We start from the raw sequence: 25,026 nt of genomic DNA on the forward strand, positions 1-25,026 counted from the left end.
GAGTCGCGCGCTCACACATGCCACCCGAAGGTGACGGATACGCACGCTGATTGCCGTTCGAGAAAGAAAGGAGTCCGTCCACACCCTACTCGTCCGGTCGCGACCGGATCGGTTCCCCATCGGGGTCGAGAACCCACCACGCGTCGTTGACTCCCTGCCCTCGAGCATCGCCCGGTTCGTCGTCCTGTGCGAAGCCGTATAGCGGCCAGCCGTTCGCCATCACCTGCGGTTCACCGGACGCTCGCTCGAACGGTTCGAGGTCGGCTCGCACCTCGTCGGCGGCGACTGGATCACCGTCGATGAGCGGCAGCCAGGCATCGGCACACGTCTCGTCGCAGGCGCTTGTTGGTTCGCCCTGCGTGTCCTGATCGAACATGTACAGCGTCATCTCGTCCGGGCCGACCAGCACGGCACCGTACTCGGGGTGGTCCCGGACCTGGACGGTCGGTCCTGCTTCGTCGGCGTCGTCATGTCCAGAAACGCCGTCAGCGAAGCGATCGATGTCGGCGAGCACGTCGCCGAACGGGACTTCGCTCCGTTCTTGAATCGTCGCTGGGTCGAGCGACGGCGCGTCGAGGATTTCCTGTGGGGTCAGCCACGACCACTCACAGCCCTCGTTTGCTTCGTTCGTCGCGTTGAGTTCGTGCTCGAGAAACGCCTTGCTAAACGGGGGCAGCAACGGCGGGTCGTCACTCCCCTCGAACGTGTCCTCGTAGGCCGGGACGTCGTCCGACTCGAGGTCGCCGACGACGATTCGCATGACCATTCCCAGCACGTGATGAGGGCCACAGTACACGTCGTAGAGCCCCGCTTCGGTGAACTCGTAGAGCCACGCGCCACCGAGGGAGAGCACCGGTGACGAGAACGGTGGGACGCCGTCGGGCACTCGTTGCTGGAAACCCTGTGCGGGATGGTATGCCGTAATCGTATGATCGGGCGAGTCGACAGTGAACTGCACGACGTCGCCGGTGTCGACGTGAATGCCGGTCGGTTCGAAGTGAAAGAACGGGGGACGATCCGGGTTCTCCGGGTCGTCCGGCTCGTCGGTGTGGAGTTCGACCTCGTGGTCCGGGGACTGGTCGCCGGAAACGGCATCGGCGTCGGGTATCGCCAGGCCGTAATACGGGTCGATCGCCGTGCCGTTTGGCTCGGTCCCGTCGGCGGCTGCTGCGTCGGACGCATCGTTACTGCGGGCAGTTGCAAGGCCACTGCTCAGCGAGAGTACCGCCCCCACACCCAGCGTTTTCAGTAGCGGTCGCCGCTGTGCGTCGAGCCACTCGGCTTCCGATTCGGTGGGCGATTCGTCAGTACGCTCTGCGCCGGATGGTGTCATGGTATTACTCCTCCAGGTACGTCCGGCTGCGTCGAATCGATCGATTGGCGGAAAAATAGAGGGTGAGGATCGTTACAGCCTAATCGGGGCATTCGACCACTGGATCGTCCGCGTCACTGTCCGGGACTGATCCAGACTCTGTGGTGTGGTAACAATTAATGTCCTTTGCGAACGCCGTGACAGCAGTCCGTTAAACGCCGTGGGTCGCTGGCGGCCGATACGACGGATCAGCCCAGTCCTGGGTGTGGGTTCGGCGTGGCCAACCAGAGCTTATCGTGGGTCCGAAAGATGACTGACGACCGGAGTCTCATCGTGCTGGTCGTCTGTGCGAGCAGAGCGACCCGAACCCCCAGCGGGAGGAAGGGTTTCATGGTCGGCGCTGGAAAACTGGATGATGACCACTGACGAATCCTTCGTCCGACGCGCGATCGACCTCTCACGGTCGGCGGTCGACCACGGGAACACGCCGTTTGGCTCGTTGCTCGTCGTCGACGACACCGTCGTTCGAACGGCCGAGAACACGACGGTGACCGATGGCGACATCGCCGCCCACCCGGAGTTCAAACTGGCTCGGTGGGCCGCGACGGAACTCGAGCCGGCCGAGCGCGCATCGTGTACGATGTACACCAGCACTGAACCGTGTCCGATGTGTGCGAGTGCGATCGTCTATGCGGGTCTCGACCGGGTCGTCTACAGCGTTTCCGTCGAGTCGCTTGCGGCGGTTCGAGACGACGACGTGATCGAGATTCCCTGCGAGGAGGTCGTCGAGCGGGCCGACGCCGAGACGACTGTGGACGGGCCGGTGCTCGAGAGTGACGGGCTCGCGGTCCACGAGGCGTTCTTCTAGAGCAGTGAATCGGCCATCGGTAGGTCCTTGTCCGCGGTGGGTCGCTCAATCGAGCGAAGACGGCTCCGGATCGATACGCACCGCACCGTTTTCGACGATCACCTCGCGTCCCGCATACGAGAACTCGATGCACACGTCGTGTGACGTGAGAGTATCGAGTGCGTCGGGGTCGATGGTTTCATAGAGGGGTGGGAGGTCGGCGATATCACACCCTTCCCTATCCGAAATCGCACTCACGATCTCGTACGTCATTGATCCACTCAGACCATTCATCGGACGCTGTTCCATTATATCGTCGTCCGTTGGCACGCGGTAAAACCTTATCCCACTCGAAGATGACGTGTCGAGAGCTGATATCTGCGTATCACGATATCGGTTCCTGACCGGCCGTCGGGCATCGTCGGAGCCTCTCGAGGGAACGACCGGTCGCTGACCCCCTGGCTACTCCACCGTCGCTGCCGTCTCGTCTCGAAGCACCGACCGATACCGCTTGCCGGCCGGACCGTCAGCCGTGAGCGCGTCCCGGATCGCCGCCGAGAGCCATTCCCGACCGCCGTCCGCACCGTCGGCGACCCGTTCGTCGAACCCGTCCGGTCGCAGGTCGGCCGGGAGGAATCGCTCGTAGACTGGCAGCCGTTCGCCAAGCGGTAGCCCCGCGGAATCGGCGATCGCCTCGAGTTCGCGCAGCGCGGGCCACTTATAATCGGGATTGATGTGGTCGTCGGTGACCGGCGAGACGCCACCCAGATCGTCGACGCCACAGTCGACCAGATCGTTCGCGGGCGCGAGGTTCGGCGGGACCTGTACTGAGATTTCTTCGGGGAGGGCCGCGCGGGCCATCGCCGTCGCCCGGCGCATCGTCGCGAGGTCGGGAGAGCCGTCGGTCCAGCGCTCGTTGTCCACGACGGGCTGGACGATCACCTCCTGGATGTGATCGTAGCGGTCGTGTAACTCGCGGATCGCGAGCAGACTCTCGGCGCGGTCGCGCCAGGTCTCGCCGATCCCCACCAGAATCCCGGTCGTGAACGCGACGTCGAGTTCGCCCGCGTTCCGGATGGTCCGCAGTCGCTGCCCGGGCACCTTGCGCCGCGGCCCGGCGTGGGCCCCGACTTCGGCGGTCGTCTCGAGCATCACGCCCATGCTGGCGTTGACGTCCGCGACGGTTTCCATCTGCGTGCGCGTCTGGTCGCCTGGATTCGCGTGGGGAAGCAAGCCCTCCTCGAGGGCGACCTCACAGGCCGCACGCAGGTACTCGTGAATCGAGTCGTAGCCCCACTCCGCGAGCTGGGCGTGAATCTCGGTGTAGCGATCGTCGGGGTCGTCGCCGAAGGTGAACAGCGCCTCCGTACAGCCCGCGTCCGCGCCGCGCCGGCAGATCTCGCGGACCTCCTCGAGCGAGAGCACGGAGGCCTGTCCCGGCGGGTCGAAGTAGGTACAGTACGTGCAGGTGTAGCGACAGGCTGTCGTCAGCGGCACGAAGACGTTCCGTGCGAAGGTCAGTTCCGACGGCGCGTCGACGTCGGTCGGGCTGACCGCGAGCAGCTCCTCGACTGCTCGCTCGTCGACCGTGATCTCGACGCCGTACTCGCTCGCCCCGGGGAACATTACCTCCCTGTGTCGTCGCTCGGATTATAAGCGCTTGGCTTCGCGGTGTTCGGGTCGACCGTTATCGCGTCTCCGCTACCGACGCCTCGTCGCGAACGACGCCGACCCGGCCGTCGCGCTCGTCGAGTTCGAATCCCAACTCCCGGAGGTACGCGGCTGCGCGATCGTGCTTGCGTCCGTGAACGAGCACCTCGACGAGATCGTCGGGTTCGTCGATGTCCGTTCCCAGCCGGAACGAGTCGACCGTCTCGAGGCTGGCCCCGACCTCGCGGCCGATCTCGCAGTGATCGAGATAGGAGGCGCCGTGATAGTCGACGGTAAACGCGGGATCGCGAACGACGAGCGCGTTCGTGCCGCCGGCCCGACCCGGCGCGATCGCTATGTCGGCATCGGCAGTCAGGAGTCGCTCGAGGGCGTCGGGGGTCGCTAGCGCGAGGTCAGCCATGATGACGGCGACGGCGGCGGCGTCAGTGAAGTCCGCTTTGTCGCCGCCTGCCCACGGCAGTTGCGCATTGACTGCGTCCGTCAACGGCCGGTCGTCGACCGTGACCGTCGCTGCCGTGGTGACCTCGTCCGAAAGGTCGAGCGCGGCGAGCTCGAGCGGGGCCGTCGAGACGACCGTCGGCTCGTGGCCCACCTCGACGATCGCTCGCAGGACGTCCGCGAGCATGGCACGAGCGAAGGCCGCCCGCTCGGCTGGGGAGAGCACGGACTCGAGGCGAGTCTTCGGCGTCTCGGCGGCGAACGGGACCACGACGCGCATCTGAGTCTGAGTGGTGTAGTTCGGGCGCGCTCAAAAGCGCGTCGGAGTCCGAGACCGATTCTTCTCGGCCGATCGCACGGGTCGGCTCGCTCCTGTGGCCCCCGACACGAGTGCGGCCGCTCGGACCGGCGACCGCAGAACGGAAAAACGGTCTAGAACAGCGGTTCGAGCTCGTCCTCGTCGTCCTCGACGAGTTCCTCTAGGTTCTCCTCGCTTTCGGCCTGGATGTCGTCGATGTTGTCCTGTGCCTCGATGGCGACCTGCTGGAGGCGCTTGATCCGCGGGACGTTCGTCACGCCCGAGAGCAGAATCGCCGCGGAGACTTCGGGTTCCTCTCGTGGGAAGTCGCCACCGCGAACTTCCATGCTGCCGGTTTCCTCCTCGAGCCACTTGCGGCCGCGTTCGATGCCTTTCCGATTGAGGTACTCCGAGGGGCCGGAGAGGACGAGCAGGGCGCGCTCGGTGCCTTCGATCTCACAGGGGAGCGTGAGTCGGCCGAGCGCGGCCTTGCGGACGAGGCTCGTGATGCGGTTCGTGGTGTTGGCGGCGTCCAGCCCGTCGTCGCCACCATCGTCGCCGGTAAACCGAGAGAGGAGCCCACCGCCGGTGTTCAGTTCGACTTCCTCGCTCGCGAAGCCGACGGTCGAGACGCCGCCGCCCGAGAGCGTGTTGATGATCTCCGAGGAGTCGACGACGCTTTCCGCGACCTCCTGTCCATCGCCGACCTCACCAGCACCGAAGAGGATGCCGAAGCGACGGACGATCTCTTCGTTGATCTGTTCGTAGCCCCCCTCGACGGACTCGCCGGTCTGTCGCCAGGAGTCGTTGTCGAAGACCAGCAGGTTGTCGACTTCGCGGACGAACGTCTGGAAGGACCGCGCCGCGTTGAGCGTGTAGATCCCACCTTCGTCCGTGCCTGGGAGAACGCCGAGTCCGTAGACGGGGATCGTGTAGATCCGCTTGAGGTGTTTCGCGAGGACGGGCGCGCCACCGGAACCGGTGCCGCCGCCCATACCGGCGACGATCAGGAACGCGTCGACCTCGTGGGTGGGGATCTGGTCGATGGCGTTTTGAACCTCGTCGATGTCCTCCTCGGCGACTTCCGCGCCGAGTTCGTTGTCAGCACCCACGCCATGGCCCTTTACACGGGCTTGGCCGATGAGTACGCGATTCTCCTGGGGAATGTTGTCGAGACCGATGAGGTCCGCTTTCGCGGAGTTGACGGCGATCGCCGCGCGGACGATTCCGCTGTTCGTCCGATCGTCGTATTCGAGGAATCGATCGACGATTTTGCCACCGGCCTGTCCGAATCCGATCATCGCCAGCTTCATTGTTTGTAAGGGGGCTCCGTTGGATTGGTACCAGTGCAATAGAGGATATAAACCTTGTGCTAAGCTGACTTTCTCGAATGTTTCACTATCACACTAAATAGAACGAACGAGGGGACGTACTCCCGAAACACGGGCGGAAACGTCATCGTTTCTGTTGGCGGTGTGAAGTGTTTTATATACCGTCGACGACGCCATCACGCCATTCCGGCCGGTTTCGCCCCTCGTGGCGCCCCCTCGAGGTCGAGATACGAACCCAGCGTCGTCAACTCCGCCGGATCGCGGCCGAAGGAAGTCACGTCGTTGTCGGCAACGGTGTTGTCGAACGCGAGCGAACGGGCCTGATCCGGGCCGAACGGCACGAACGGCAGCGGGCCGGCCGCCGAGAGCCCGACTCTGGCTAGCCCCATCGGGATCGGGACGATCGTGACGTCTTTCCCCTCGGCTTCGTAGGCCAGTTCCGTCACATCGGCGAGCGTGAGGACCTGTGGCCCGCCGATCTCGTAGGTCTCGCCGACGTGGGTGTCGTCCTCGAGCGCATCGGCTAGCATCGGCACGAGATCGCCGACCCAGATTGGCTGGAACCGGGTTTTTCCACCCCCCGGCAATCCCGTCACGTATGGCGTCGTCAGGGTCTTCGTGAAGTCGACGAACTCGCCGCCGTCGCCGAAGACGACCGACGGCCGGACGATCGTCCACTCGAGGCTGGAATCTCGGACGGCCCGCTCTGCCTGTCCCTTGGCACGGATGTAGGCGGTGTCGCCGGTCGGATCGGCTCCAAGCGCGCTCAGCTGGAGGAATCGGTCGACGTCGCCGTCCTCGGCGGCACGGACGAGGTTCTCGGTCCCCCCCAGATGGACCTCCTCGTGGCTCGTTCCGGCGGGTGGCTGGAACAGCGGCGATAGCGAGACGAGGTTGACGACGGCGTCGTGGTCCGCCACTGTCTCGACGATCGAGTTGTAGGCGCTGACGTCGCCGATCGCCGTCTCGACGCCTTGGGGGAGAGTGCCGTCGTCCGGAGAACGTGACAGTGCTGTTACCTCGTGGCCGCGCTCGGCCAGTTCTACACACAGGTTCGTGCCGATAAAGCCGGTGCCGCCGGCGACGAGGATCTTCATACGTGGAATATGATCCTGCACCGATAAATAGGTGAACGGCTACGTATGCAGCCAGTGGCGAATCGGGTCGACTCGCCGACCCGCCACCACCAGCCGGGATGGGCAGTCTTATTTTCGGGTTCATCAAACAAGGCTGACATGCCGCCGGACACACGGGAGACGACGGAGCGATACTTCAGGCAGGCCGTCGAGCGCCACTGGGATCCGTACGCGATCGACCTGACGGCCGACCGGGAGACGCTCACCGACCTCAGCCGGAGCGCGTTTACGCAGCTACGCGCGACGCTCGCCATGTTCGGCGCGGGCGAGGAACACGTCACCGAGGATCTGGTGCCGGTCGCTGCGGTCGTCGACGACGACAGCGATCAGCGATTCGTCGCGAGCCACCTCTACGACGAGGCCAGACACGCCGCCTTCTTCGAGCGTTACTGGGCCGAGGCCGTCAGGCCCGCCACGGAGGCGCGCGGCCTCGAGCCGACCCCGCCGACGGCCGACCGGTGGTTCACCGACGCCTACGAGGAAATCTTCGATCGGACCGAAACGGCGATGAATCGCCTGCTCGAGGCGGATACGCCCGAAAACCGGGCACGAGCATACTGTCACTATCACCTGACGGTCGAGGGCGTCTTCGGTCAAACCGGCTTCCACGCCGTCGAATCGACGTTCGGCCCGGAGACCGAGGGCCCGTCGCTTCCGGGGCTGGTCGAGGGGTTCGGCGGCATCCGCCGTGACGAGGGCCGCCACGTCGGATACGGGATGGACAGACTCGCAGCCCTCCTCGACAGTGGCGCGGTCGAGCGCTCGCTCGTCGAGGAGACTGTCATGGGCCTCGCCGAGCCGGTCGACGTCGTCGTCGAGCGGATGGGGTGGCGTCGCCTGCCCGGCCCCGACAGCGGCGACCTCGTGGCGTTCGTCGCCCAGCAGCGTCGCAACCGACTGCAGCAACTGTCCGACGGAGCCGCCGACCCGGGGGCCGAGGGCTGACCATGCGAGCCGTCGAAGTATCTGAGTACGGCGACAGCGATGTCCTGACGGTCACCGACCGGGACGCGCCTACGCCGGGTGCGGACGAAGTCGCCATCGACGTCGCGGCCGCCGGCGTCAACTTCGCCGACATCGAGCAACGCCGCGGGGCCTACCCGGACAGTCCGTCGCCGCCGTTCGTCCCGGGGCTGGCCGTCGCCGGCACCGTCACGGCCGCGCCGTCGACGAGCGACCTCGTGGTCGGCGACCACGTCGCTGCGCTGTCGTCGACCGGCGGCTACGCGGCAGTCGCGACGGCACCGATCGATCGGACCTTCCGGATTCCCGACTCGATCCCGTGGGCCGATGCGACGGCGCTCCCGGTTCAGGGACTGACCGCCCACAACGTTCTCCACGAGTGGGGCGACCTGTCGGCCGACGACCGGGTGCTGATCCACGCCGGGGCGGGCGGGGTCGGCTCGCTCGCCGTTCAACTGGCGGCCGCAGCCGAAGCGACCGTCTTCGCCACCGCGAGCACCGCGGCGAAACGCGACCTGGCTCGCGACCTCGGGGCCGACCACACCATCGACTACACGGACACTGACGTCGCGGACGCCATCCACGAGCGGACGGACGGGTACGGCGTCGACCTCGTCGTCGACGGCGTCGGTGGCGACGCCTTCGCCGCCAGCGTGGACGCGCTCGCGCCGGTCGGTCGCATCGTCTCGTTCGGCATGGCAAGCGGGTCGGTGCCGACCGTGGCGACCCCACGACTGTTCTTTGCGAACCAGTCCGTCCGCGGCTACCACCTCGAGCACGCCATCGAACACGTCCCCGAGCGCGTCCTCGGTGCGGTGCCGTCGCTGCTCGACTCCGTCGCGACGGGACGGGTCGACGTCGTCGTCGACCGGACGCTGCCGCTGACGGATGCCAACGAGGCCCACGACGCGCTCGCCGACCGCGAGACCGTTGGCACGGTCGTCCTCGAGCCGTAATCGGATCCCGACGAGAACCGGGACGGTTTTGACGGCGCTCGCGGAACGACAGCACATGACAGCTACGGAGGGTGTACCTGACCGTGTCGAAGGGATCGTTGCCGACCGACTGCGCGTCGATTCGGACGCGTTCGACGACGGAACGCCGTTCGACGGGGAGACGCTCGACGCCGACTCGCTCGATCTGGTCGAAATCGCGGAGGCCATCGAGGCAGAGCTAGACGTCCACGTCCCCGACGAGGACTTGGAAGACCTCGAGACGGTTGGTGACCTGACGGCGTACGTCGACGAGCGCGCCTGAGATGAGCCGCGACGTGGTCGTGACCGGCCTCGGCCTGGTAACGCCGCTCGGCGAGAGCGTCGACCGGACCTGGGACGGGTTGCTCGAGGGTGCGAGCGGCGCGGGGCCGATCACGCGCTTCGACCCCGACGCGGCGGGGCTGCGGGCGTCGATCGCCTGTGAGGTGGGGCCGGATCCGGCGGCCGTTGCACCCGACGATCGTGTCGACGACCGGACGATGGGGCGATACGCCCAGTTCGCCGTCGCCGCAACCGCCGAGGCGCTCGCGGATGCCGGGTTCGACGCCGCCAGCCCCGACTGGAACGCCGAACGAGTGGGGACCAGCATCGGCTCCGGACTGGCCGGCCTGTCCGAAATCGAAGCCGCGGCGGGCGAGCGCCCCTCGCCGTCGTTTCTCGTGAGTGCACTGACGAACCTCGCAGCCGGACACGTCAGCATGACGATCGGCGCGAAGGGACCGAACCGCGCGCCGGGAACGGCGTGTTCGGCGGGCACGCACGCCATCGCGGCCGCGGCCGACGACATCCGTCACGGCCGGGCCGACGTTGTCGTCGCCGGCGGCACCGATGCCGCGATCTCGCCGCTGGGCGTCGGTAGCTTCGATTCGATGCGGGCGCTCAGCACCCGCGCTGACGACCCCGCGGCGGCGAGTCGCCCCTTCGACGACGATCGGGACGGACTCGTTCTCTCGGAGGGCTGCGGTATCGTCATCCTCGAGGCACGCGACCACGCCCGCGAGCGCGGGGCGACGCCGTACGCCGCGATCACCGGGGCCGGCCGGACCGCCGACGCCCACCACCCCACGCGGCCGGCCGAATCGGGCGACGGGCTTCGGCGCTGTCTCGAGCAGGCGCTGTCCGACGCCGACAGGGAGCCGGCAGCCGTCGATCACGTCAACGCTCACGCGACGAGCACGCCCGTCGGCGACGCTCGTGAAGCCGACGCGCTCGCGACGGTGTTCGGCGAGACCGGGATTCCGCCGACGACGAGTATCAAGGGCCACCTCGGGCACGCGCTGGGTGCTGCCGGTGCGATCGAGGCCGCCGTCGTCGCACGGACCATCGCCGAGGGGACGATCCCGCCGACGGCGAACTACGAGACGCCCGATCCGGCCTGTGACCTGCCGATCGTCACCGACCCATACGAGACGGCCGTCGACGTCGCTGTGAGTACGTCGGCCGGCTTCGGCGGGACGAACGGCGTACTCGTGTTCGAGCGCCCGTAACGATGGCCGACGACGAAGTCCCCCACGACTCCGATCCCGTCGTCACGCACGGTGTCGACATCGTCTCTATTTCCCGTCTCGCCGACCTGCTCGCGGAGTTCGGTGACTCGTTTCGCGACCGCGTCTTTACGCCAGCCGAACAGGCCTACTGCGAGGCGCAGAGCGATCCGCCACAACATTACGCCGCCCGCTGGGCGGCCAAGGAGGCGTTCCTGAAGACACTCGCTGGCTCGTCTCCCGGCGTGCCCTCCGCCACAATCGAAATTGACCGCCGGGCTGACGGTCCTCATCTCTCGCTGGCTCCCGTTGCGGCCGATGCGCTCGCCGCGACGCTCGAGGAACGCGGCAGTTCGCTCGCGACAGCCGACATCGACGTTAGCCTGAGCCACGATCAGACTGCGGGCTATGCTGTCGGCTCGGTTACCGTTGTAGCGACTCGACACGACTAAGCGGGTGGTCTGACTCACAGCATCAACATGGCTACTGACGAGCCCCCCACGACGCTCGACGGGACGGCGTTTCTCTTCCCCGGCCAGGGGAGCCAGACCGTCGGGATGGGACGGGCGTTCTACGACGACTGGCCCGAGACGCGCGCGGTGTTCGATCGCCTCGACGACGCCCTCGAGATCGACCTCCCGGGGTTGTGCTTCGACGGGACCGCGGACGTGATCCAGCGCCCGAGCAACACCCAGCCGCTGTTGCTGGCCACGGGAATCGCGATCTACGAGGGCGTGACGGCTCGGTTCGACGTCGATCCGGCGGCCGTCGCCGGCCACAGCCTCGGGCACTTCACCGCACTGGCGGCCGCGGATGCGATGGATCCCGCGACCACGGCCGCCCTCACCTACCGGCGAGGGAAGTGCATGGAACGAGCGGCAGCCGCCGACGGCCCGGGAACGATGGTGGCGGTATTGCTGGCAGATCCGGACGAGGTCGCCGAGGCCTGTTCCACACGGGATGACGTCGGCGTCGCCCTGTACAACGCGCCGAAACAGACCGTCATCAGTGGCACAGCTGAGGGTGTCGCGGACGTACAGGAGCGACTCGAGGAGCGGACGTCCGCCAGGTTTCGCGAACTCGATGTCGGGGCGGCGTTTCACTCGCCCGTGATGGAGTCGGCCGTCGACTGCGTCGAAACGGCGATGGCGGAGGTGACGCTGCGTGAGGCCGAACTGCCTGTCGTCTCTGACGTGACCGGCGAACGCTATACCGATCCAGCCGTCGCGCGGCGGGATCTGACGACACAGATCACGTCGCCGGTCGACTGGGTGCGCGTCGTCGAAACGCTTCGCGAACAGGGGATCGAGCGGTTCGTCGCGTTCCCCCCAGCGGGCGTGCTGGCGGGGCTCGTCGAGCGTATCGCGCCTGAAGCCGAGTGCTGGGCGCTCGAGACGCCCGCGGACGCTCGGGAGGTGTTCGCGTGATCGACTTCGACGGAGAGGTTGCAGTCGTCACCGGCGGGACACGCGGTATCGGTCGCGCGGTGGCGACGCGACTGGCCGAGCGCGGGGCGACCGTCGTCGCGACCTATCACGAGGACGACGCAGCCGCCGACGAGACGGCGGCGGTGCTGGCGTCATATCCTGCCGAGACGACTGTCGAGCGGTTCGACGTCGCCGACTCCGACGCGGTAGCGGCAACGTTCGAGACCATCGCCGAGCGGTATGGGTCCCCGACGGTGCTGGTGAACAACGCCGGAACGGTGGCTAATGGGCTGTTGGTTCGGCTGTCTCCCGAGCAGTGGCAGCGGGTCATCGACGTTAACCTCACAGGGACGTTCTACTGCACGCGGGAAGCGGCCAGACGTATGTTGGGCCACGACGACGGGGGCGGTCGCATCGTCAACGTCGCCAGCGTCGCCGCTCAGCGCGGCTGGGCCGGGCAAGCCAACTACGCCGCGAGCAAGGCCGGCGTCCTTGGCCTCACGCGTGCGGCAGCCCGCGAACTCGGCGGCAAGGGCATCCGCGTCAACGCTGTCGCACCCGGCTACACCGACACCGACCTGCTCGCGGAGACGCGGGGCCACGAGTCGACCGTCGAGACGGATACCGCAAGCGGTCGCGTCGCCACACCCGCGGAAATCGCTGACGTGATCGCGTTTCTGGCCAGCGACGCCGCGTCGTACGTCAACGGCGAGGTCGTGCGCGTCGACGACGGCCTCGCGCTGTAACTTGGCCTCGAGCCCCCGATCCACGTCTCTCGACAGGTTCTAGTAGCACTCACGACGAGGTGCGACCATGCTCGTCACGCTCGAGGGGTTGGATGGCAGCGGCAAGACGACGGTCTGGGAGGCCTTACAGGAGCGCTATCCCGACGCCGTGTTCACGCGAGAGCCGACGAACTCCTGGTACGGCGACGCCGTCTACCGGTCGATCGAGGATGACGATGCCGATCCACTGGCGGAACTCTTTCTCTACACCGCCGACCACGCCGACCACCTCTCGCGGGTGATCGAACCCGCCCTCGAGCGTGGCGGCCTCGTGATCTCCGATCGCTACTCCGACTCGCGCTTTGCCTACCAGGGTGCGACTCTCGAGGCGGCCGACGGCCACGGCCTCGCGGACCCTCTCGAGTACGTCGTCGACATCCACCGGCCGTTCTCGATCGAGCCCGACCTGACGATCTACCTCGATCTCGATCCCGAAACCGCTGCGGCCCGCGCGGGGACGACGAACAAGTTCGAGCGCGCCGAGTACCTCGCGTCGGTTCGGGACAATTACGAGCGCCTCCTCGAGCGCGATCCCGACCGCTTCGTCCGCGTCGACGCGACGCAGTCGCCCGAGGCGGTCCGCGAGGCAGTGACCGACGCGCTCGCCGCGGCTGTCGACGAATCTCACTGATACCGGCTCGACACTGCTTGCGATCGGACCCTGGGCAAAGGCTTTAGTCGTGCCACAGCGTACCACACTGGCGATGGTCCACGCGTTCATTATGGTGAAGACCGCTGCCGGGAAATCCGAGGGCCTGCTCGCCGAGATCGCCGGGCTCGAGACGGTCTCCGATGCCCACATCGTAGCGGGCAACTACGACATCATCGCGGAGATCGACGCCCCAGAGGTCTACGACGTGCTCCAGACGGCCTCTTCGCGGATGCAGCAACTCGGCGGCGTCACCGATACGAAGACCTACATCGCGATGGGCTGACTGCTCGGCCACGGGGGTCACGGCCACCGTCGTCGTGCTGGTCTCGTCGCGTGTTTTCCATGCTGCAGCTTCTGTCCCGTCATGCCCCATGCTAGTCGGGGGCAAGCTTATTCACAGGGGCGGGCGTATCCCTGTCTATGCAGTTCGTCATTATCGGGGCCGGACGGGTCGGGCTGCGGACGGCGCGCGTCCTCCGCGATGAAGGCCACGAGATAACGCTGGTCGAACGCGACGAACCGACGATCAGACGCGCTCGCAATCAGGACTTTCCCGTCATCGAGGGCGACGGCTCCCGCGAACCCGTCCTCGAGGAGGCCGGCGTTGCGGACGCCGACGCCCTCGGTGCGCTGACCCGCGATCTCAACGTCAACTTCACCGCCTGTATGATCGGGAACCACCACGACTGTCGCACCGTCATGCGGATCGACGAGGCCTACCGCGAGGGGATCTACCGCAAGTACGCCAATCAGGTCGACGAGGTCATCTACCCCGAGCGACTGGGCGCGATCGGCGCAAAAAACGCTCTGCTGGGCGGAACGATCCGGGCCATCGCCGACATCGCCCCGAGCCTGCAGGTCGTCGAACTCACGATCACCGACGCGGCACCCGTCAACGGGTACACAATTAGCGAACTGCACTTGCCCGCCGACGCGACCGTCCTCGCGTTCGGCAAGGACACTCAGCCACTCGAGATTCCGACCGAAGACCTCTCGCTCGAGGCTGGCGACCGGCTCGTCGTCCTCGCGGAGTTCGACGTCTTGAACGATGTCCGCCAGCTGCTGGTCGGCGAAACGCCGATGGAGGCGGCCGCGAACGCGGGATCGGGCTCGAGTTCAGTCTCGACGGATCGTGATGCGGACAGCGATACTGGAGGTGCAAACTAATGGTCACTGCATTCGTCATGATCAAGGCGAACACGGGCGAGGCGGATCGACTCAAAGACAGCATCGAATCGATCGAGGGCGTACAATCGGCCCACATCGTCGCCGGCGACGTCGACCTCATCGCGAAAGCGCAGGTCGAGACGCCGGCCGCGGTCAAGGAGATCGCTGCGACGCACATTCAAGCTATCGAGGGGATCGAGGATACGCAGACGTACATCGCGATGGACTAAGGAACGAAATTTCACTCTGCGGTCTACGACGGCGACGGCAGCGAAGCTGCCGCACGCCGCCGCGTCCCTCGGTAAAATTTCGATGAAAAGCACTCCTCTTTCCCCGCCAGCCGCGCAAAGCGCGGCTTCTGGGTCAGTCGTCGGCCCGCTCGCTCCCTTCGGTCGCTCGCGGTCAGTAACAGGGAGAGTACCTGCCCTTCCCCGGGGAGCGTGGCTCTCGCTGTCGCTCGAGCCACGCTCCCCGGCCAAAGAGATCAGATCTGGAAACGATCGCCAGCCCGCTATAGTGGCATGCCGCCGCTGCTCCCGTTGTCGTCCGCGGCCTGCTGCCCCCGCTGCTGGGCGTTCTCGAGCAGCGTCGCCGCCTCGCCCTGATACTCGTAGCCGGGGATGATCCCTTGTGCGTAGGTGCCTTCGACGAACTCGATAAGGGCTTTGGCGTCCTCGACGCCTTCGCTTGCGTCCCAGGCAGTGTACTCGAGGTGAACCCGGACTTCGTCGGCGTCGCGTTCGACGACCGGTTCGTCGTGGGTGTCCGTGTGGGCGACGGTGAAAACGTCCTCGAGACGGCGCTCGAGTGTTTCGAACCAGCCGTCTTCGACGACGTCGGCGACGGTCTCGCCGCTGACGGCGGCGTCGAGCGTCGGGAGGAAGACGGTAACGTGGAAGCGACCGTCGCGCTTTCCCTCGGCGTCCTCGGCCGTGACGGTCGTCTCGAAGACGGTGGTCGTGAGGTCGTAGCCGTCGTCGGTGCGATCGAACGCGTCGTGGGCCTCGAGTGCGCGGTCAACGGGGGCCGGAAGATCGGTCATCGGTCGTCCAGAGGGGCGTGACGAAAAAGGGTGTTTTGGAGTAGCTGACTCGCCGCGTCGGCGGCGACCGAATCATGGCCGTTTGGCGGTTGATACTGGAACGTTTCACCGAGAAACGTCGCGTTTGTGCCCGAAACGAATCTAGGGTACTTCCCATTGATCCGGCATCGCTCGACGGCATGACTCTCGATCGGAAAACTGCAGACCGTCGTCGATTCGCTCGCCTCCTCGGAACGGACGGCGGCCGTGGCTCCGGCTTGCCCATCGTTGGGACCGACGCTGACAGCGAGGCAGCCGACGAGGACAACGGCCATGACAGCGACATCGACGCTGCGTCCGACCGCCGCACTCGCTGATGACTCCCTACGCCTGTTCGATCGCCTGATCCAGATCCGCGATCACGTCGTCGACGTCCTCGATGCCGACCGAGAGGCGCACGAGGTCGTCGGTGACGCCGCTTGCCAGCTTCTCCTCTTCGGTGAGCTGCTGGTGGGTCGTACTCGCGGGATGGATGATCAGTGTCTTTGCATCGCCGACGTTCGCGAGCAGGCTCGCGAGTTCGACCTCCTCCGAGACCGTTCGAGCCGACTCGTAGCCGCCCTCAAGGCCGAACGTGATCATGCCGCCGTAGCCGCCGTCGAGGTACTCCGTGGCGTTTTCGTGGGTCTCGTGGCTCTCGAGGCCGGGGTAGTTGACCCAAGACACCTTGGGGTGGTCCTCGAGATACTCGGCGACCGCTTGCGCGTTCTCGGAGTGGCGCTCCATCCGAAGCGGGAGCGTCTCGAGTTTCTGGAGCGTGACCCAGGCGTCGAACGGCGACTGGTGGTTGCCGATGTCCCGCAGACCGCGGGCACGGGCGGCGTAGGTGAACGCCGCGTCGCCGAACCGTTCGGCGAAGTTCACGCCGTGATAGGCAGGGTTGTCGCCACCGATCTCGGGGTAGTCCCACTCGTCCCAGGGGGTATTTCCGCTGTCGACGAGCGCCCCGCCGATGGTGGTGCCGCTCCCGTGTATCCACTTGGTCGTAGAGTGCCAAATGAGGTCCGCACCGTGGTCGAAGGGGTTGCAGAGGTACGGCGTCGCGAACGTGTTGTCGACGAGCAGCGGGACCTCGTGGTCGTGAGCGATATCGGCGATCCGCTCGATGTCCGGCGTCACGAGGGCGGGGTTGCCGATCGTCTCGAGATGAACGAAGGCAGTGTCCTCGTCGATGGCCTCCTCGTAGGCCTCGTAATCCAGCGTGTCGACGAACGTCGTCTCGACGCCCCGGCGGGCAACGGTGTGGGTGAGGTAGGTGTACGTACCGCCGTACAGGGCTGACGCACTGACAATGTTATCGCCCTGTTCGGCGAGCAGGAAGGTCGCGAGGTCCAGCGCCGCCATGCCGCTCGAGGTCGTGATCGCGCCGATACCCCCCTCGAGTGCCGCAATGCGGTTCTCGAGGGTCATCGTCGTCGGGTTCTGGATCCGGCTGTAGATATTCTTGCCATCGTAGGCGGTGGCGTACGCGGCGGGCTCGTCCTCGAGTGCGAACATCTCCGCGGCGTGCTCGGCGTCGTCGAAGACGTACGAGGTGGTCTGGTACAGCGGCGGTGCGCGGGAACCCGTCGCCGGGTCCGGCTTCTGCCCGGCGTGGATGCTTTTCGTCGCGAAGCGATGGCCGTCCGAATCGGAATCGTCACTCATACCCGAGTCGTTGCAGCCATCCCATCTAAAACCCCTCGCGTTTCCCTTGGCACCGGAATACAACCGAGATGCGGGCAGATATTACCGAGTACTACGTGTCGGCGGTTAGAACTCGAGAACGGTAACGATGCGAAGGCTCTCGAGGAGCAACCAGCCGACGAACGCGCCATAGAGCCCCAACAGCAGCCACGCCTCGCGCTTCGAGAGGCGCATTTCGGTTCGGGAAATACCGAAGAAGACGATCGTTGCGAGAACCAGAAAACTCATCATCGGGACGATGTGGGCAAAGTTGACCGTCAGCGAGCCCGCCACGAGGACGCCGACCGGGACGGCGACGAGCAGATCGAAAGTGTTACTCCCGAGGACGTTCGCCAGCGTGACCGTCGGCCGATCCGCCTGTGCGGCCGCGAGACTGACGAACGTATCGGGCAGGCTCGAGCCGGCGGCCACGACGGTCATCCCCCAGAGAAACGAGGGAGTCCCGAACGCTTCGCCGAGGCCGATCGCCGACCGCACCAGCGCTTCGACGCCGATGACGATCGCCACCAGTCCGACACCGAACTGCACCCAGGTCGGGAGCATATCGACCGACGTATCCGCGGACGCCCCCTCGTCGGCGGCGTCGAGATACTGGGTGAAGATGTAGAGGCCGTACAGCGCGACGGGGAACAGCGCGAGCGGCCGCGATACTGTGCCCCGTATGAGGCCGTCGGCTTCGGTAGCCGGGTTGTAGATGACCGCAAGCGAGAACGTCAACAAAAGTGATGCGACCGCGAGCATGTAAAACAGCGACTCCTTGTAAACCAGTTCGCGCGACGTGTCGATGCCGCCGCCGACCACCACGGCGAGTCCGGGAATCGCCAGCAGATTGAACACTGCCGAGCCGACGATCGACCCGACGCCGAGTTCGAACTCGCCGTGGAGCAGCGTCGCCAGCAATACGCTCACCAGTTCGGGCATGCTCGAACCGACGGCGGCGATGACGGCCCCCTGAACGACCGCCGGCAGCCCGTAGGCGGCCGCGAGATCGTTTGCCGCCTCCTCGAGTCTGGCACTGCCGTACCAGAGTACGCCCGTTCCGACGGCAGCGAGGGCGAGCAGCCCCGCGATCTCGATCATAACCGGGTCGCTGGTCGGCGACCGACCGTCGATCCCTGCCGACACGTTCGGTTGCGCTCGCCTCGTCGAGCGGTTGTCTCTCGCGTCTCGGCTTTCTCGGCGGCTTCCGCTTCCATGGTTCGCCCTTCTCGCGCAGACGTGTAAAGATGGCAGACTCTCGCGGCGATGGCGTTGTGATCGCCCCACTGGGCGGTGCTCGAGCGCCCGTCGGGTCGAGTAGGGTGCCCTCTATATCGCTCGTGAGCGCTTCGTGACCGTTGGGACTGCTACTAGCAACGCTCATACGCACGGCTCTCGGCACTTGGGTCACGACGCGACGGTACGCGCGACGGACTGCCGTCCGAACCGCTGCCGAGCGACGTCGACCACCTATGTCCGAATCAACGCCGCAGCCACGGAGCGACGATGCCGAATCGGTCTACAAAGACTACATACTGGACGTCCGAATTCTCGAGGTTACGCCGCCGGACACCGAGACACCGCAGTACCGGTTCGACGCCCCGCAGCATACGTCGATTACGTTCGAGGATCCGGAGATGGCGACGCTCTACGCCGACGTCTACTTCGATACGAACGGCTTTCAGGAGGTGGGTACCGGCGATCGGGGCGTTCCGCCGGAGGTCATTCAGGCGGGACGGGATACGCTCGCGGCGTACTTTCTCACGATGCCGGGGACGGACGTCAATTGGGTGGCGTCGTTTTACGGGAAAACACCCCCGAAGATCGAGCGCTACGTCGCGTCCGTCCGCCAGCGCGCCCAGGAGATCCGCGCGAACGCCGCCGAACAGGGACTCGAGTAGCCGACGCCGCTCTCACGGGGCTGTAACTGACGAGCTGCTCTTTTCCGGGTTCGTCTCGAGCGCACAGGTACTTGTCGGCAGCCAGTGACAAGGCAGGTATGGTCGGAACGAAGACCTACATAGCGGTCCGTTCGGTTCGTTTGTCACCCCTGGCGTACATATCAAACATATAAAAATTCTATAACGCACTGGACGGGTACCGAACTGATGGTCGAGTTCACTCGACGGAACCTGATGGAAGCCTCGGTCGCCGCAGCACTGGGCGCGAGCGTCGCTGGCGTCGCGAGCGCCGACGATCCGGACGATCCCGACACGCCGCTGGCCCCCCACGTGAAGGGGGACCTCAAGCGGTTCTCGTCGACCGCGCTCGGCGCGGAGGTCACCGGGCCGTTCGTGTTCGACAACGGTGAGTTGCTCTACAGCCTCCAGCATCCGAGCCGCGACAACCCCGCGCCGTACGACGAGGCCGGAATCGGCTATTTCAGCGGCTTCAAGTTCGAGTTCGACGGGAGCAACGACGACTTCGACGAGCTGTCGACGCCCCAGACGAACGCGGAGCGAGGGATCGTCCGTGGTGCGGACAGCGAGTACACGTTCCTCGCACGGGCTCACGAGGAGATCAACGGCGGCACCGAGGAACTCGGCGTCGTCCAGACTCCCGACGGCGAGAACATCACGACCGACGCGTTCGCCGGCACGCAGTACGGCGACGCCGCGTACAACCCCGACTGTAACGAGTTCGTCGCCACGAACGAGGACGGCACCGAGGGATACCTGTTTACGAACTGGGAGAACAGCCCTGGCAACGTCACCCGGATCCCGATCAGCCGGACCGCCGATGGCGAGTGGGAGGCCGACCTCGAGAACGCGATCAATCTCGCCAACACCGAGCCGATGCGCGAGCTCGGCGGCACGCGCATCAACTGTTACGGCGATCTGAGTCCGTGGAACACGATGCTCTCCTCCGAGGAGAACTACGCACACCCGCGTGTCTCGCTGGCCGCGACCGTCGGCGACATCGTCGAGGCAGGGACGGGCAAGGGACGTCGCGGCGCTCACGAGTTCTGGAACCGACCGAACCCCTCGGCGATCCAGAGCGCTGTCGATGACTACTACGGCGAGGAGGCCTGGGGCGTCCAGGGCTACTGGTCACTGACAGGTGTCGAGTTCCTCGCGTACTATCTCGGTGCGGCCCCCGTCGACCAGAACGCCGACGGGAACACGCTCGAGCCGATCGGCGACGTCTACCCCAACCCTTACCGCTACGGCTACCACGTCGACGTCCGCGAGCCGACGGCCGACACGCCACAGCCCGTCAAGTACTACGTGATGGGACGGGCCGCCTGGGAGGCGCCGGACATCCAGTCCGACAGAAAGACGGTCTACGGCTGCTCTGACGGCGACAGCAAGGGGATATACAAGTTCGTTGCTGACGAGCCAATCGACAGCTACGACGACCCGATGGACATCGCCGGTACTCTCTATGCCCCGACAGTGACCAACGAGGAAGCCGCCCGCGAACTTCCGCCGGCCGTTGTCGACCTCGAGCTCGAGTGGCTGGAACTCGGCCACGCCACGAACCGCGAGGTCGAAGCGTGGATCGCTGACTACGACGACGTCACCCAGGTCGACTACCTCGAGACCCACGCCGAGACCGACTGGGAGACGGACCTCGAAACCGCTCTCGAGGAAGCCGACATGGAGGTCGTCGAAAACGGCAATCAGGACTACATCATCGACGAGGAGATCGTCCGCTGGGCCGACCAGTACGAGGCCAACGGTCCAGACGGCGTCGATCCAGAGCTGCGTCGCGTGCCGTTCCTCGAGACGCGCGCGGCCGCCAAAGAGATCGGCGCGACCATCGAGTTCAACAAAGCCGAAGGCGTCGACAGCGTCGACGGAGCCGAGCCGGGCGATTACGTCTACTTCGCCATCTCCGAACTCAACGACGACATGTCCACCGAAGCAGGCTACGACGGCGTCGGCGATATCCAGCTCGAGCGGGTCGACGGCGGCGTCGTCTACCGGGCGGAACTCGAGTCGGATTTCAACGTCTCGACGCTCGAGCCGGTCATCGTCGGGCCGGACGCGAGTGATCCGGCTGACGTCGCGGACGACGCGCTGATCAATGTCGACAACGTGCTCGTGATGGACGACGGCCGCGTGCTCTGCTGTGAGGACGCCGATCAGTTCGGCCGCTCCTACAGCAACGACTGCCTCTACGTGTACGAGCCACCGGAGAACGGCGGCCCCGGCCGTCCGACCGAACATCCGGAGAGTGGCCGCGGCGAAACCGGTGACACAGCCGACCGTTCGGCTCGTCCTGCCGAGCAGCCGGGCCGTAGCCGCGGACGAGGCACGGACAGAAATGACGACTGACGGTCTATCGTAACAACTGAAACGATTTACACACTGATCGCACAGCGGTCGTGCGATCAGGTGTGCACTGACTGTCAGTGGCTACTATCGGAAGGTACGGCGTACCGCGCTCACTCGAGCAGCGACTCGCCGGTCATCTCGGGCGGCTGGTCGAGGTCGATCGCCTCGAGCATCGTCGGCGCGATATCGGCGAGCGTGCCGCCCTCGCGGACGGTTCGGCTCCCGTCGGTGCCATCAGGGGCAAGATAGATCAGCGGCACCTCGTTGTACGTGTGTGCCGTATGCGGGTCGTCCTCGGTCCCCATGTCGTCGGCGTTGCCGTGGTCAGCGGTGACGAGGACGTGTGCGCCGGCGGCCTCGAGCCGGTCGACGAGCCGGCCCAACTGTTCGTCGACGGCTTCGACGGCCTCGATCGCGGCTTCGTAGTCGCCGGTGTGGCCGACCATGTCCGGGTTGGCGTAGTTGAGCACGAGGACGTCTGGATCGTCAGAGTCGATCGTGTCGATCGCGGTGTCGGTCACCTCGGGCGCGCTCATTTCGGGTTGGAGGTCGTAGGTCGGCACGTCGGGGCTCTCGACGATCTTCCGGATCTCGCCGTCGAACTCGACCTCGCGGCCGCCGTTTAAGAAGTAGGTGACGTGGGCGTACTTCTCGGATTCGGCGATCCGCAACTGCGTCTTCCCGGCGTCGGCCAGTACTTCACCGAGCACCTGCTCGGGCTGGTTCGGCGGATAGGCAACGGGGAGGTCGAACGTCTTGTCGTACTGGGTCATCATCACGACCTCGGCATCCGGCGGACTGGTCGCACACTCGTCGGCCCAGTCCTCCGGCCGGATGTCCGCGAGCATCCGCGTCAGCTGTCGCGCCCGGTCGGAGCGGAAGTTGAACCAGACGACCGCGTCGCCATCCTCGAGCGCCGGCTGCTCCGTAACGAGCGTCGGCTCGACGAACTCGTCGGTCTCGCCGCGGTCGTATGATTCCTCGACCGCGTCGACGGCCGAGTCGGCGGTCCACTCGGCCTCGCGGTTGACGATCGCATCGTAGGCCCGCTTCGTCCGCTCCCAGTTCTGATCGCGGTCCATCGCGTAGTAGCGCCCCGAAACCGTCGCCACGTCGCCGGTGCCGTGCTCGGCGATCACGTCCTCGAGCGTCCCGAGGTACTCCCGGCCGCCGGTCGGCGAGGTATCCCGGCCGTCGGTGATCACGTGGGTGACGGCCTCGACGTCACGGTCGGCCGCCAGCTCGATCAGCGCGTGGAGGTGTTCCTGATCGGAGTGGACGCCGCCGTCGCTGACGAGCCCGAGGAAGTGAACTCGGCCGCCGTTTTCGCGAGCCTGATCGAACGCCCGGTTGATCGCGTCGTTCTCCCGGAACGAACCGTCCGCGATGGAGTCCGAGATCCGGGTGTACTCCTGATAGACGACGCGGCCGGCACCGATGTTCAGGTGGCCGACCTCGCTGTTGCCCATCTGTCCCTCGGGGAGACCGACACGTCGACCGGCGACCTCGAGCCGCCCGTACGCGCCCGATTCTGCCAGGCGGTCGAAGACCGGCGTTTCGGCCGCGTCGACCGCGTCCCTGCCGCCGTCACCGAGTCCCCAGCCGTCGAGGACGATCAGCGCAGCTTCCATACGAGACGGGAAACCGGCGCGTCCTAACTACCTGTCGTTGTCTTCGTCAGTGTCGGCCGGCCGCAGGGACATCTCACCGCCAAAATATCAGTGGTAAGTTATGTTCTGTGGGCTGATTCGAGCGGCTGGGCCCAGAGCCTGACTGTGTCGTGTGAACGAGCCGACTCGACCAGCCAGTGTCGCGCGGTCAGTCGTCGTGACGGTGATCGAAGGTCGTCCCGCAGTCGCCACAGACGGTCGCGTTACCGGGCGTGCTCCGCTGTGCGAAGACGGCCCCGCACTCGTCACAGATCATGAACAGTCGGTGTTCCGGCGGTACGCCGGCCTCGAAGTCAGCCCGGATCCAGGCGTCGGGGTTCCCCTCTTCGTAGATGGTGACCCCGGTCCCGTTCTGTCGCCAGTTGATCGCGCGCTCGTCGGAGGTAACGGTCGCCGATTCTCGCTCGGACATCCAGATATCACCAGTCTCGAGGCGTCCATACATACGTTTTCTGATAGTAATTTACACACACTCGAGTCAACATTTGCTTCGTTCACGACCACTGGCTTTTTGCGGGTTGGACGGGAGCCCTCTGTCATGACGCTCGATCCGGTCCACTTCGACGGTATCGCGCGGCTCGCGAGGCGGATCGACCACGGGACCGACGAGCGCGACCGCCGCGCCTTCGCCGAGACCGTCTGGGAGGAATTCCTCGATCCCTTGCTCGACGACGGACGGCGGGTCCTCGAGCCGTTCGACGAGCAGGCGCGGCGGCTGGTCGACTGTGAGGCGGTCGCGTTACGCGACCGCGAGTTTCCGACCGAGCACGGCCTCGACGCGGGGACGATCAACCCGACGACGTTCAAAAACGGGCTCGTCATCGACATCGCACAGGCGGCGATGAGCGCGACGCCGAGCGATCTCGACCTCCACCGGTCACGAACGACAGTGATGACGGTCCACTCGAACGACGAGACGATGACCGTCGACGAGACGTGGGGCAAGTTCGACGAGGGCTACAGCCGGAGCCGTGCGGTCAAGATCCCGCCGCTGCCGCGCTTTGCCGAGGGCGTCGTCCACGCGCTGGCGCTGTACCTCGCCGAGAGCACCCACGCCCGTGATCACGCCGAAGACGTTTCTGATCTACTCGTCCTCGACGGCCCGCTGTATCCCCGTGGCCTGCTGCGCTGGGCTGACCAGCACCCCGATCTGGCCGACTTCCTGCTCGACGACCCGCGGCCGACGACCGTCCTCGAGAACTACGTTCGGCTGGTCGAGACGTTCGTCGACCGAGACGTGCCGCTCGTCGGCTTCGTCAAAAACCCCGCGACGCGCGTCGTCACGCGAACGCTGAAATCGAACCGGGAGATCGACGTCAGCGTCCCGTGGGCAGACGATTCGGCGCTGTTTACCCGGCTGCTCGAGCGCGGCGAGTACGTCGACGACGTCGACGGCGAGCGCTGGGAGCGGGACACCGCGGCGCTGACCTATACGAACTGGTTCCGCTCGCGCGGCGGCGTCGACCGACCGCTGTCGGCCGAGGGCGACGCACTCGGCGTCGACCGACGCCTCGAGCGCGATGCCTACGAAGTGACCTTCTTCGTCGTCTACGATCCGCGCGACGATCTGCTGTATCGGATCGAGGCCCCCTACGCGTTCACGACGGACCCGGACATGCGCGAGCGACTGACGATGCAGGTATTACAGGACGTCGCCGTCGCCCACGGGCCGCCGACGATCGTCGAAAAAGCCGACGAACTCGCCCGGATCAGTAACGCTGAGAAGGCCTCACTTCGCGAAACGCTCGAGACGCAGTTCGACACCGTTCAGGACCGGACCTACGACGACCACCGGTGGGACGAACAGCCCTACTGACCAGGTCG

27 protein-coding genes are annotated in these 25,026 nt (G+C 65.9%); 16 read left to right on the forward strand and 11 right to left on the reverse strand.

What is annotated here, in order from left to right:
• Positions 1-85: 85 nt before the first annotated feature.
• The gene (locus ACFR99_RS09445) at positions 86-1,333 is read right to left on the reverse strand and encodes a plastocyanin/azurin family copper-binding protein (protein WP_390286649.1); all 1,248 of its coding nucleotides are present in this window, start codon (positions 1,331-1,333) and stop codon (positions 86-88) included.
• A 394-nt stretch (positions 1,334-1,727) separates the two neighbouring features.
• On the opposite strand from ACFR99_RS09445, the gene ACFR99_RS09450 reads away from it, so the two are divergent.
• On the forward strand, positions 1,728-2,180 hold the full coding sequence (locus ACFR99_RS09450) for a nucleoside deaminase (RefSeq protein ID WP_390286651.1): 453 nt from the start codon (positions 1,728-1,730) through the stop codon (positions 2,178-2,180).
• A 45-nt stretch (positions 2,181-2,225) separates the two neighbouring features.
• On the opposite strand, the gene ACFR99_RS09455 is transcribed toward ACFR99_RS09450, so the two are convergent.
• The 5 genes from ACFR99_RS09455 to ACFR99_RS09475 form a co-directional block, all read right to left on the reverse strand.
• Positions 2,226-2,468, reverse strand: a complete 243-nt coding sequence (locus tag ACFR99_RS09455) for a HalOD1 output domain-containing protein (RefSeq protein WP_390286653.1) — start codon at positions 2,466-2,468, stop codon at positions 2,226-2,228.
• A gap of 153 nt (positions 2,469-2,621) precedes the next feature.
• On the reverse strand, positions 2,622-3,785 hold the full coding sequence (gene cofG, locus ACFR99_RS09460; protein ID WP_390286655.1) for a 7,8-didemethyl-8-hydroxy-5-deazariboflavin synthase subunit CofG: 1,164 nt from the start codon (positions 3,783-3,785) through the stop codon (positions 2,622-2,624).
• A 61-nt stretch (positions 3,786-3,846) separates the two neighbouring features.
• The gene (gene cofC / locus ACFR99_RS09465) at positions 3,847-4,548 is read right to left on the reverse strand and encodes a 2-phospho-L-lactate guanylyltransferase (protein WP_390286657.1); all 702 of its coding nucleotides are present in this window, start codon (positions 4,546-4,548) and stop codon (positions 3,847-3,849) included.
• 152 nt (positions 4,549-4,700) lie between these two features.
• On the reverse strand, positions 4,701-5,879 hold the full coding sequence (locus ACFR99_RS09470) for a tubulin/FtsZ family protein (RefSeq protein WP_390286659.1): 1,179 nt from the start codon (positions 5,877-5,879) through the stop codon (positions 4,701-4,703).
• A gap of 194 nt (positions 5,880-6,073) precedes the next feature.
• Complete coding sequence (locus tag ACFR99_RS09475) at positions 6,074-6,994, reverse strand: complex I NDUFA9 subunit family protein (protein WP_390286661.1); 921 nt, start codon at positions 6,992-6,994, stop codon at positions 6,074-6,076.
• A gap of 138 nt (positions 6,995-7,132) precedes the next feature.
• On the opposite strand from ACFR99_RS09475, the gene ACFR99_RS09480 reads away from it, so the two are divergent.
• The 11 genes from ACFR99_RS09480 (at position 7,133) to ACFR99_RS09530 (ending at position 14,736) form a co-directional block, all read left to right on the forward strand.
• Complete coding sequence (locus ACFR99_RS09480) at positions 7,133-7,978, forward strand: ferritin family protein (RefSeq protein WP_390286663.1); 846 nt, start codon at positions 7,133-7,135, stop codon at positions 7,976-7,978.
• 2 nt (positions 7,979-7,980) lie between these two features.
• A complete protein-coding gene (locus ACFR99_RS09485) occupies positions 7,981-8,952 on the forward strand; it encodes a quinone oxidoreductase family protein (protein WP_390286665.1) in 972 nt (323 codons plus the stop codon).
• Between the two features lie 55 nt (positions 8,953-9,007).
• Positions 9,008-9,253, forward strand: coding sequence for an acyl carrier protein (locus tag ACFR99_RS09490; RefSeq protein WP_390286667.1), 246 nt, complete (start codon positions 9,008-9,010; stop codon positions 9,251-9,253).
• 1 nt (position 9,254) lies between these two features.
• Positions 9,255-10,478, forward strand: a complete 1,224-nt coding sequence (locus tag ACFR99_RS09495) for a beta-ketoacyl-[acyl-carrier-protein] synthase family protein (protein ID WP_390286669.1) — start codon at positions 9,255-9,257, stop codon at positions 10,476-10,478.
• 2 nt (positions 10,479-10,480) lie between these two features.
• Positions 10,481-10,927 (forward strand): holo-ACP synthase, encoded by a 447-nt coding sequence (locus ACFR99_RS09500; protein WP_390286671.1) that lies wholly within the window; start codon positions 10,481-10,483, stop codon positions 10,925-10,927.
• Positions 10,928-10,954: 27 nt separating this feature from the next.
• The gene (locus ACFR99_RS09505) at positions 10,955-11,902 is read left to right on the forward strand and encodes an ACP S-malonyltransferase (RefSeq protein WP_390286673.1); all 948 of its coding nucleotides are present in this window, start codon (positions 10,955-10,957) and stop codon (positions 11,900-11,902) included.
• Positions 11,899-12,648: a 3-oxoacyl-ACP reductase FabG gene (gene fabG, locus ACFR99_RS09510; RefSeq protein WP_390286675.1), complete on the forward strand. Its 750-nt coding sequence runs from the start codon at positions 11,899-11,901 to the stop codon at positions 12,646-12,648. The genes ACFR99_RS09505 and fabG overlap by 4 nt, the downstream gene beginning before the upstream one ends.
• A 67-nt stretch (positions 12,649-12,715) precedes the next feature.
• A complete protein-coding gene (gene tmk / locus ACFR99_RS09515; protein ID WP_390286677.1) occupies positions 12,716-13,318 on the forward strand; it encodes a dTMP kinase in 603 nt (200 codons plus the stop codon).
• Positions 13,319-13,391: 73 nt separating this feature from the next.
• On the forward strand, positions 13,392-13,622 hold the full coding sequence (locus ACFR99_RS09520) for an Lrp/AsnC ligand binding domain-containing protein (protein WP_390287359.1): 231 nt from the start codon (positions 13,392-13,394) through the stop codon (positions 13,620-13,622).
• Between the two features lie 137 nt (positions 13,623-13,759).
• Positions 13,760-14,506: a potassium channel family protein gene (locus tag ACFR99_RS09525; protein WP_390286679.1), complete on the forward strand. Its 747-nt coding sequence runs from the start codon at positions 13,760-13,762 to the stop codon at positions 14,504-14,506.
• A complete protein-coding gene (locus ACFR99_RS09530; protein WP_390286681.1) occupies positions 14,506-14,736 on the forward strand; it encodes an Lrp/AsnC family transcriptional regulator in 231 nt (76 codons plus the stop codon). Before ACFR99_RS09525 ends, ACFR99_RS09530 begins: the two co-directional genes overlap by 1 nt.
• A gap of 281 nt (positions 14,737-15,017) precedes the next feature.
• Here the strand turns inward: ACFR99_RS09530 and ACFR99_RS09535 are convergent, their stop codons facing one another.
• Positions 15,018-15,548, reverse strand: coding sequence for a DUF5813 family protein (locus ACFR99_RS09535; RefSeq protein ID WP_390286683.1), 531 nt, complete (start codon positions 15,546-15,548; stop codon positions 15,018-15,020).
• A gap of 179 nt (positions 15,549-15,727) precedes the next feature.
• On the opposite strand from ACFR99_RS09535, the gene ACFR99_RS09540 reads away from it, so the two are divergent.
• Positions 15,728-15,904, forward strand: a complete 177-nt coding sequence (locus ACFR99_RS09540; RefSeq protein ID WP_390286685.1) for a hypothetical protein — start codon at positions 15,728-15,730, stop codon at positions 15,902-15,904.
• Positions 15,905-15,911: 7 nt separating this feature from the next.
• On the opposite strand, the gene ACFR99_RS09545 is transcribed toward ACFR99_RS09540, so the two are convergent.
• Both ACFR99_RS09545 and ACFR99_RS09550 read right to left on the reverse strand, forming a co-directional pair.
• Entirely contained in the window at positions 15,912-17,234 is a 1,323-nt protein-coding gene (locus ACFR99_RS09545) for an O-acetylhomoserine aminocarboxypropyltransferase/cysteine synthase family protein (protein ID WP_390286687.1), read from the reverse strand.
• A 105-nt stretch (positions 17,235-17,339) separates the two neighbouring features.
• On the reverse strand, positions 17,340-18,353 hold the full coding sequence (locus ACFR99_RS09550) for a sodium:calcium antiporter (RefSeq protein ID WP_390287362.1): 1,014 nt from the start codon (positions 18,351-18,353) through the stop codon (positions 17,340-17,342).
• Positions 18,354-18,724: 371 nt separating this feature from the next.
• Between ACFR99_RS09550 and ACFR99_RS09555 the strand changes: the two genes are divergently transcribed.
• Both ACFR99_RS09555 and ACFR99_RS09560 read left to right on the forward strand, forming a co-directional pair.
• Positions 18,725-19,153, forward strand: a complete 429-nt coding sequence (locus tag ACFR99_RS09555; protein ID WP_390286689.1) for a hypothetical protein — start codon at positions 18,725-18,727, stop codon at positions 19,151-19,153.
• A 207-nt stretch (positions 19,154-19,360) separates the two neighbouring features.
• Complete coding sequence (locus ACFR99_RS09560) at positions 19,361-21,532, forward strand: alkaline phosphatase PhoX (protein WP_390286691.1); 2,172 nt, start codon at positions 19,361-19,363, stop codon at positions 21,530-21,532.
• Positions 21,533-21,642: 110 nt separating this feature from the next.
• Here ACFR99_RS09560 and gpmI read toward each other — a convergent pair whose 3' ends face one another.
• Positions 21,643-23,163, reverse strand: a complete 1,521-nt coding sequence (gpmI, locus tag ACFR99_RS09565) for a 2,3-bisphosphoglycerate-independent phosphoglycerate mutase (RefSeq protein WP_390286693.1) — start codon at positions 23,161-23,163, stop codon at positions 21,643-21,645.
• A gap of 187 nt (positions 23,164-23,350) precedes the next feature.
• Complete coding sequence (locus ACFR99_RS09570) at positions 23,351-23,614, reverse strand: hypothetical protein (RefSeq protein ID WP_390286695.1); 264 nt, start codon at positions 23,612-23,614, stop codon at positions 23,351-23,353.
• Positions 23,615-23,740: 126 nt separating this feature from the next.
• Here ACFR99_RS09570 and ACFR99_RS09575 point away from each other — a divergent pair, with 126 nt between their 5' ends.
• A complete protein-coding gene (locus ACFR99_RS09575; RefSeq protein WP_390286697.1) occupies positions 23,741-25,018 on the forward strand; it encodes a DNA double-strand break repair nuclease NurA in 1,278 nt (425 codons plus the stop codon).
• Positions 25,019-25,026: the final 8 nt, after the last annotated feature.

The sequence above is a fragment of the Haloarchaeobius amylolyticus genome (genome assembly GCF_042678045.1).
Lineage (GTDB): Archaea > Halobacteriota > Halobacteria > Halobacteriales > Natrialbaceae > Natrinema > Natrinema amylolyticus_A.

Excerpts from the sequence above, each read along its gene's own strand:
- ACFR99_RS09445 (WP_390286649.1), bottom strand. The coding sequence starts at position 1,333 with ATGACACCATCCGGCGCAGAGCGTACTGACGAATCGCCCACCGAATCG.
- ACFR99_RS09450 (WP_390286651.1), top strand. The coding sequence starts at position 1,728 with ATGACCACTGACGAATCCTTCGTCCGACGCGCGATCGACCTCTCACGG.
- ACFR99_RS09455 (WP_390286653.1), bottom strand. The coding sequence starts at position 2,468 with ATGGAACAGCGTCCGATGAATGGTCTGAGTGGATCAATGACGTACGAG.
- cofG (WP_390286655.1), bottom strand. The coding sequence starts at position 3,785 with ATGTTCCCCGGGGCGAGCGAGTACGGCGTCGAGATCACGGTCGACGAG.
- cofC (WP_390286657.1), bottom strand. The coding sequence starts at position 4,548 with ATGCGCGTCGTGGTCCCGTTCGCCGCCGAGACGCCGAAGACTCGCCTC.
- ACFR99_RS09470 (WP_390286659.1), bottom strand. The coding sequence starts at position 5,879 with ATGAAGCTGGCGATGATCGGATTCGGACAGGCCGGTGGCAAAATCGTC.
- ACFR99_RS09475 (WP_390286661.1), bottom strand. The coding sequence starts at position 6,994 with ATGAAGATCCTCGTCGCCGGCGGCACCGGCTTTATCGGCACGAACCTG.
- ACFR99_RS09480 (WP_390286663.1), top strand. The coding sequence starts at position 7,133 with ATGCCGCCGGACACACGGGAGACGACGGAGCGATACTTCAGGCAGGCC.
- ACFR99_RS09485 (WP_390286665.1), top strand. The coding sequence starts at position 7,981 with ATGCGAGCCGTCGAAGTATCTGAGTACGGCGACAGCGATGTCCTGACG.
- ACFR99_RS09490 (WP_390286667.1), top strand. The coding sequence starts at position 9,008 with ATGACAGCTACGGAGGGTGTACCTGACCGTGTCGAAGGGATCGTTGCC.
- ACFR99_RS09495 (WP_390286669.1), top strand. The coding sequence starts at position 9,255 with ATGAGCCGCGACGTGGTCGTGACCGGCCTCGGCCTGGTAACGCCGCTC.
- ACFR99_RS09500 (WP_390286671.1), top strand. The coding sequence starts at position 10,481 with ATGGCCGACGACGAAGTCCCCCACGACTCCGATCCCGTCGTCACGCAC.
- ACFR99_RS09505 (WP_390286673.1), top strand. The coding sequence starts at position 10,955 with ATGGCTACTGACGAGCCCCCCACGACGCTCGACGGGACGGCGTTTCTC.
- tmk (WP_390286677.1), top strand. The coding sequence starts at position 12,716 with ATGCTCGTCACGCTCGAGGGGTTGGATGGCAGCGGCAAGACGACGGTC.
- ACFR99_RS09520 (WP_390287359.1), top strand. The coding sequence starts at position 13,392 with ATGGTCCACGCGTTCATTATGGTGAAGACCGCTGCCGGGAAATCCGAG.
- ACFR99_RS09525 (WP_390286679.1), top strand. The coding sequence starts at position 13,760 with ATGCAGTTCGTCATTATCGGGGCCGGACGGGTCGGGCTGCGGACGGCG.
- ACFR99_RS09530 (WP_390286681.1), top strand. The coding sequence starts at position 14,506 with ATGGTCACTGCATTCGTCATGATCAAGGCGAACACGGGCGAGGCGGAT.
- ACFR99_RS09535 (WP_390286683.1), bottom strand. The coding sequence starts at position 15,548 with ATGACCGATCTTCCGGCCCCCGTTGACCGCGCACTCGAGGCCCACGAC.
- ACFR99_RS09540 (WP_390286685.1), top strand. The coding sequence starts at position 15,728 with ATGACTCTCGATCGGAAAACTGCAGACCGTCGTCGATTCGCTCGCCTC.
- ACFR99_RS09545 (WP_390286687.1), bottom strand. The coding sequence starts at position 17,234 with ATGAGTGACGATTCCGATTCGGACGGCCATCGCTTCGCGACGAAAAGC.
- ACFR99_RS09550 (WP_390287362.1), bottom strand. The coding sequence starts at position 18,353 with ATGATCGAGATCGCGGGGCTGCTCGCCCTCGCTGCCGTCGGAACGGGC.
- ACFR99_RS09555 (WP_390286689.1), top strand. The coding sequence starts at position 18,725 with ATGTCCGAATCAACGCCGCAGCCACGGAGCGACGATGCCGAATCGGTC.
- ACFR99_RS09560 (WP_390286691.1), top strand. The coding sequence starts at position 19,361 with ATGGTCGAGTTCACTCGACGGAACCTGATGGAAGCCTCGGTCGCCGCA.
- gpmI (WP_390286693.1), bottom strand. The coding sequence starts at position 23,163 with ATGGAAGCTGCGCTGATCGTCCTCGACGGCTGGGGACTCGGTGACGGC.
- ACFR99_RS09570 (WP_390286695.1), bottom strand. The coding sequence starts at position 23,614 with ATGTCCGAGCGAGAATCGGCGACCGTTACCTCCGACGAGCGCGCGATC.
- ACFR99_RS09575 (WP_390286697.1), top strand. The coding sequence starts at position 23,741 with ATGACGCTCGATCCGGTCCACTTCGACGGTATCGCGCGGCTCGCGAGG.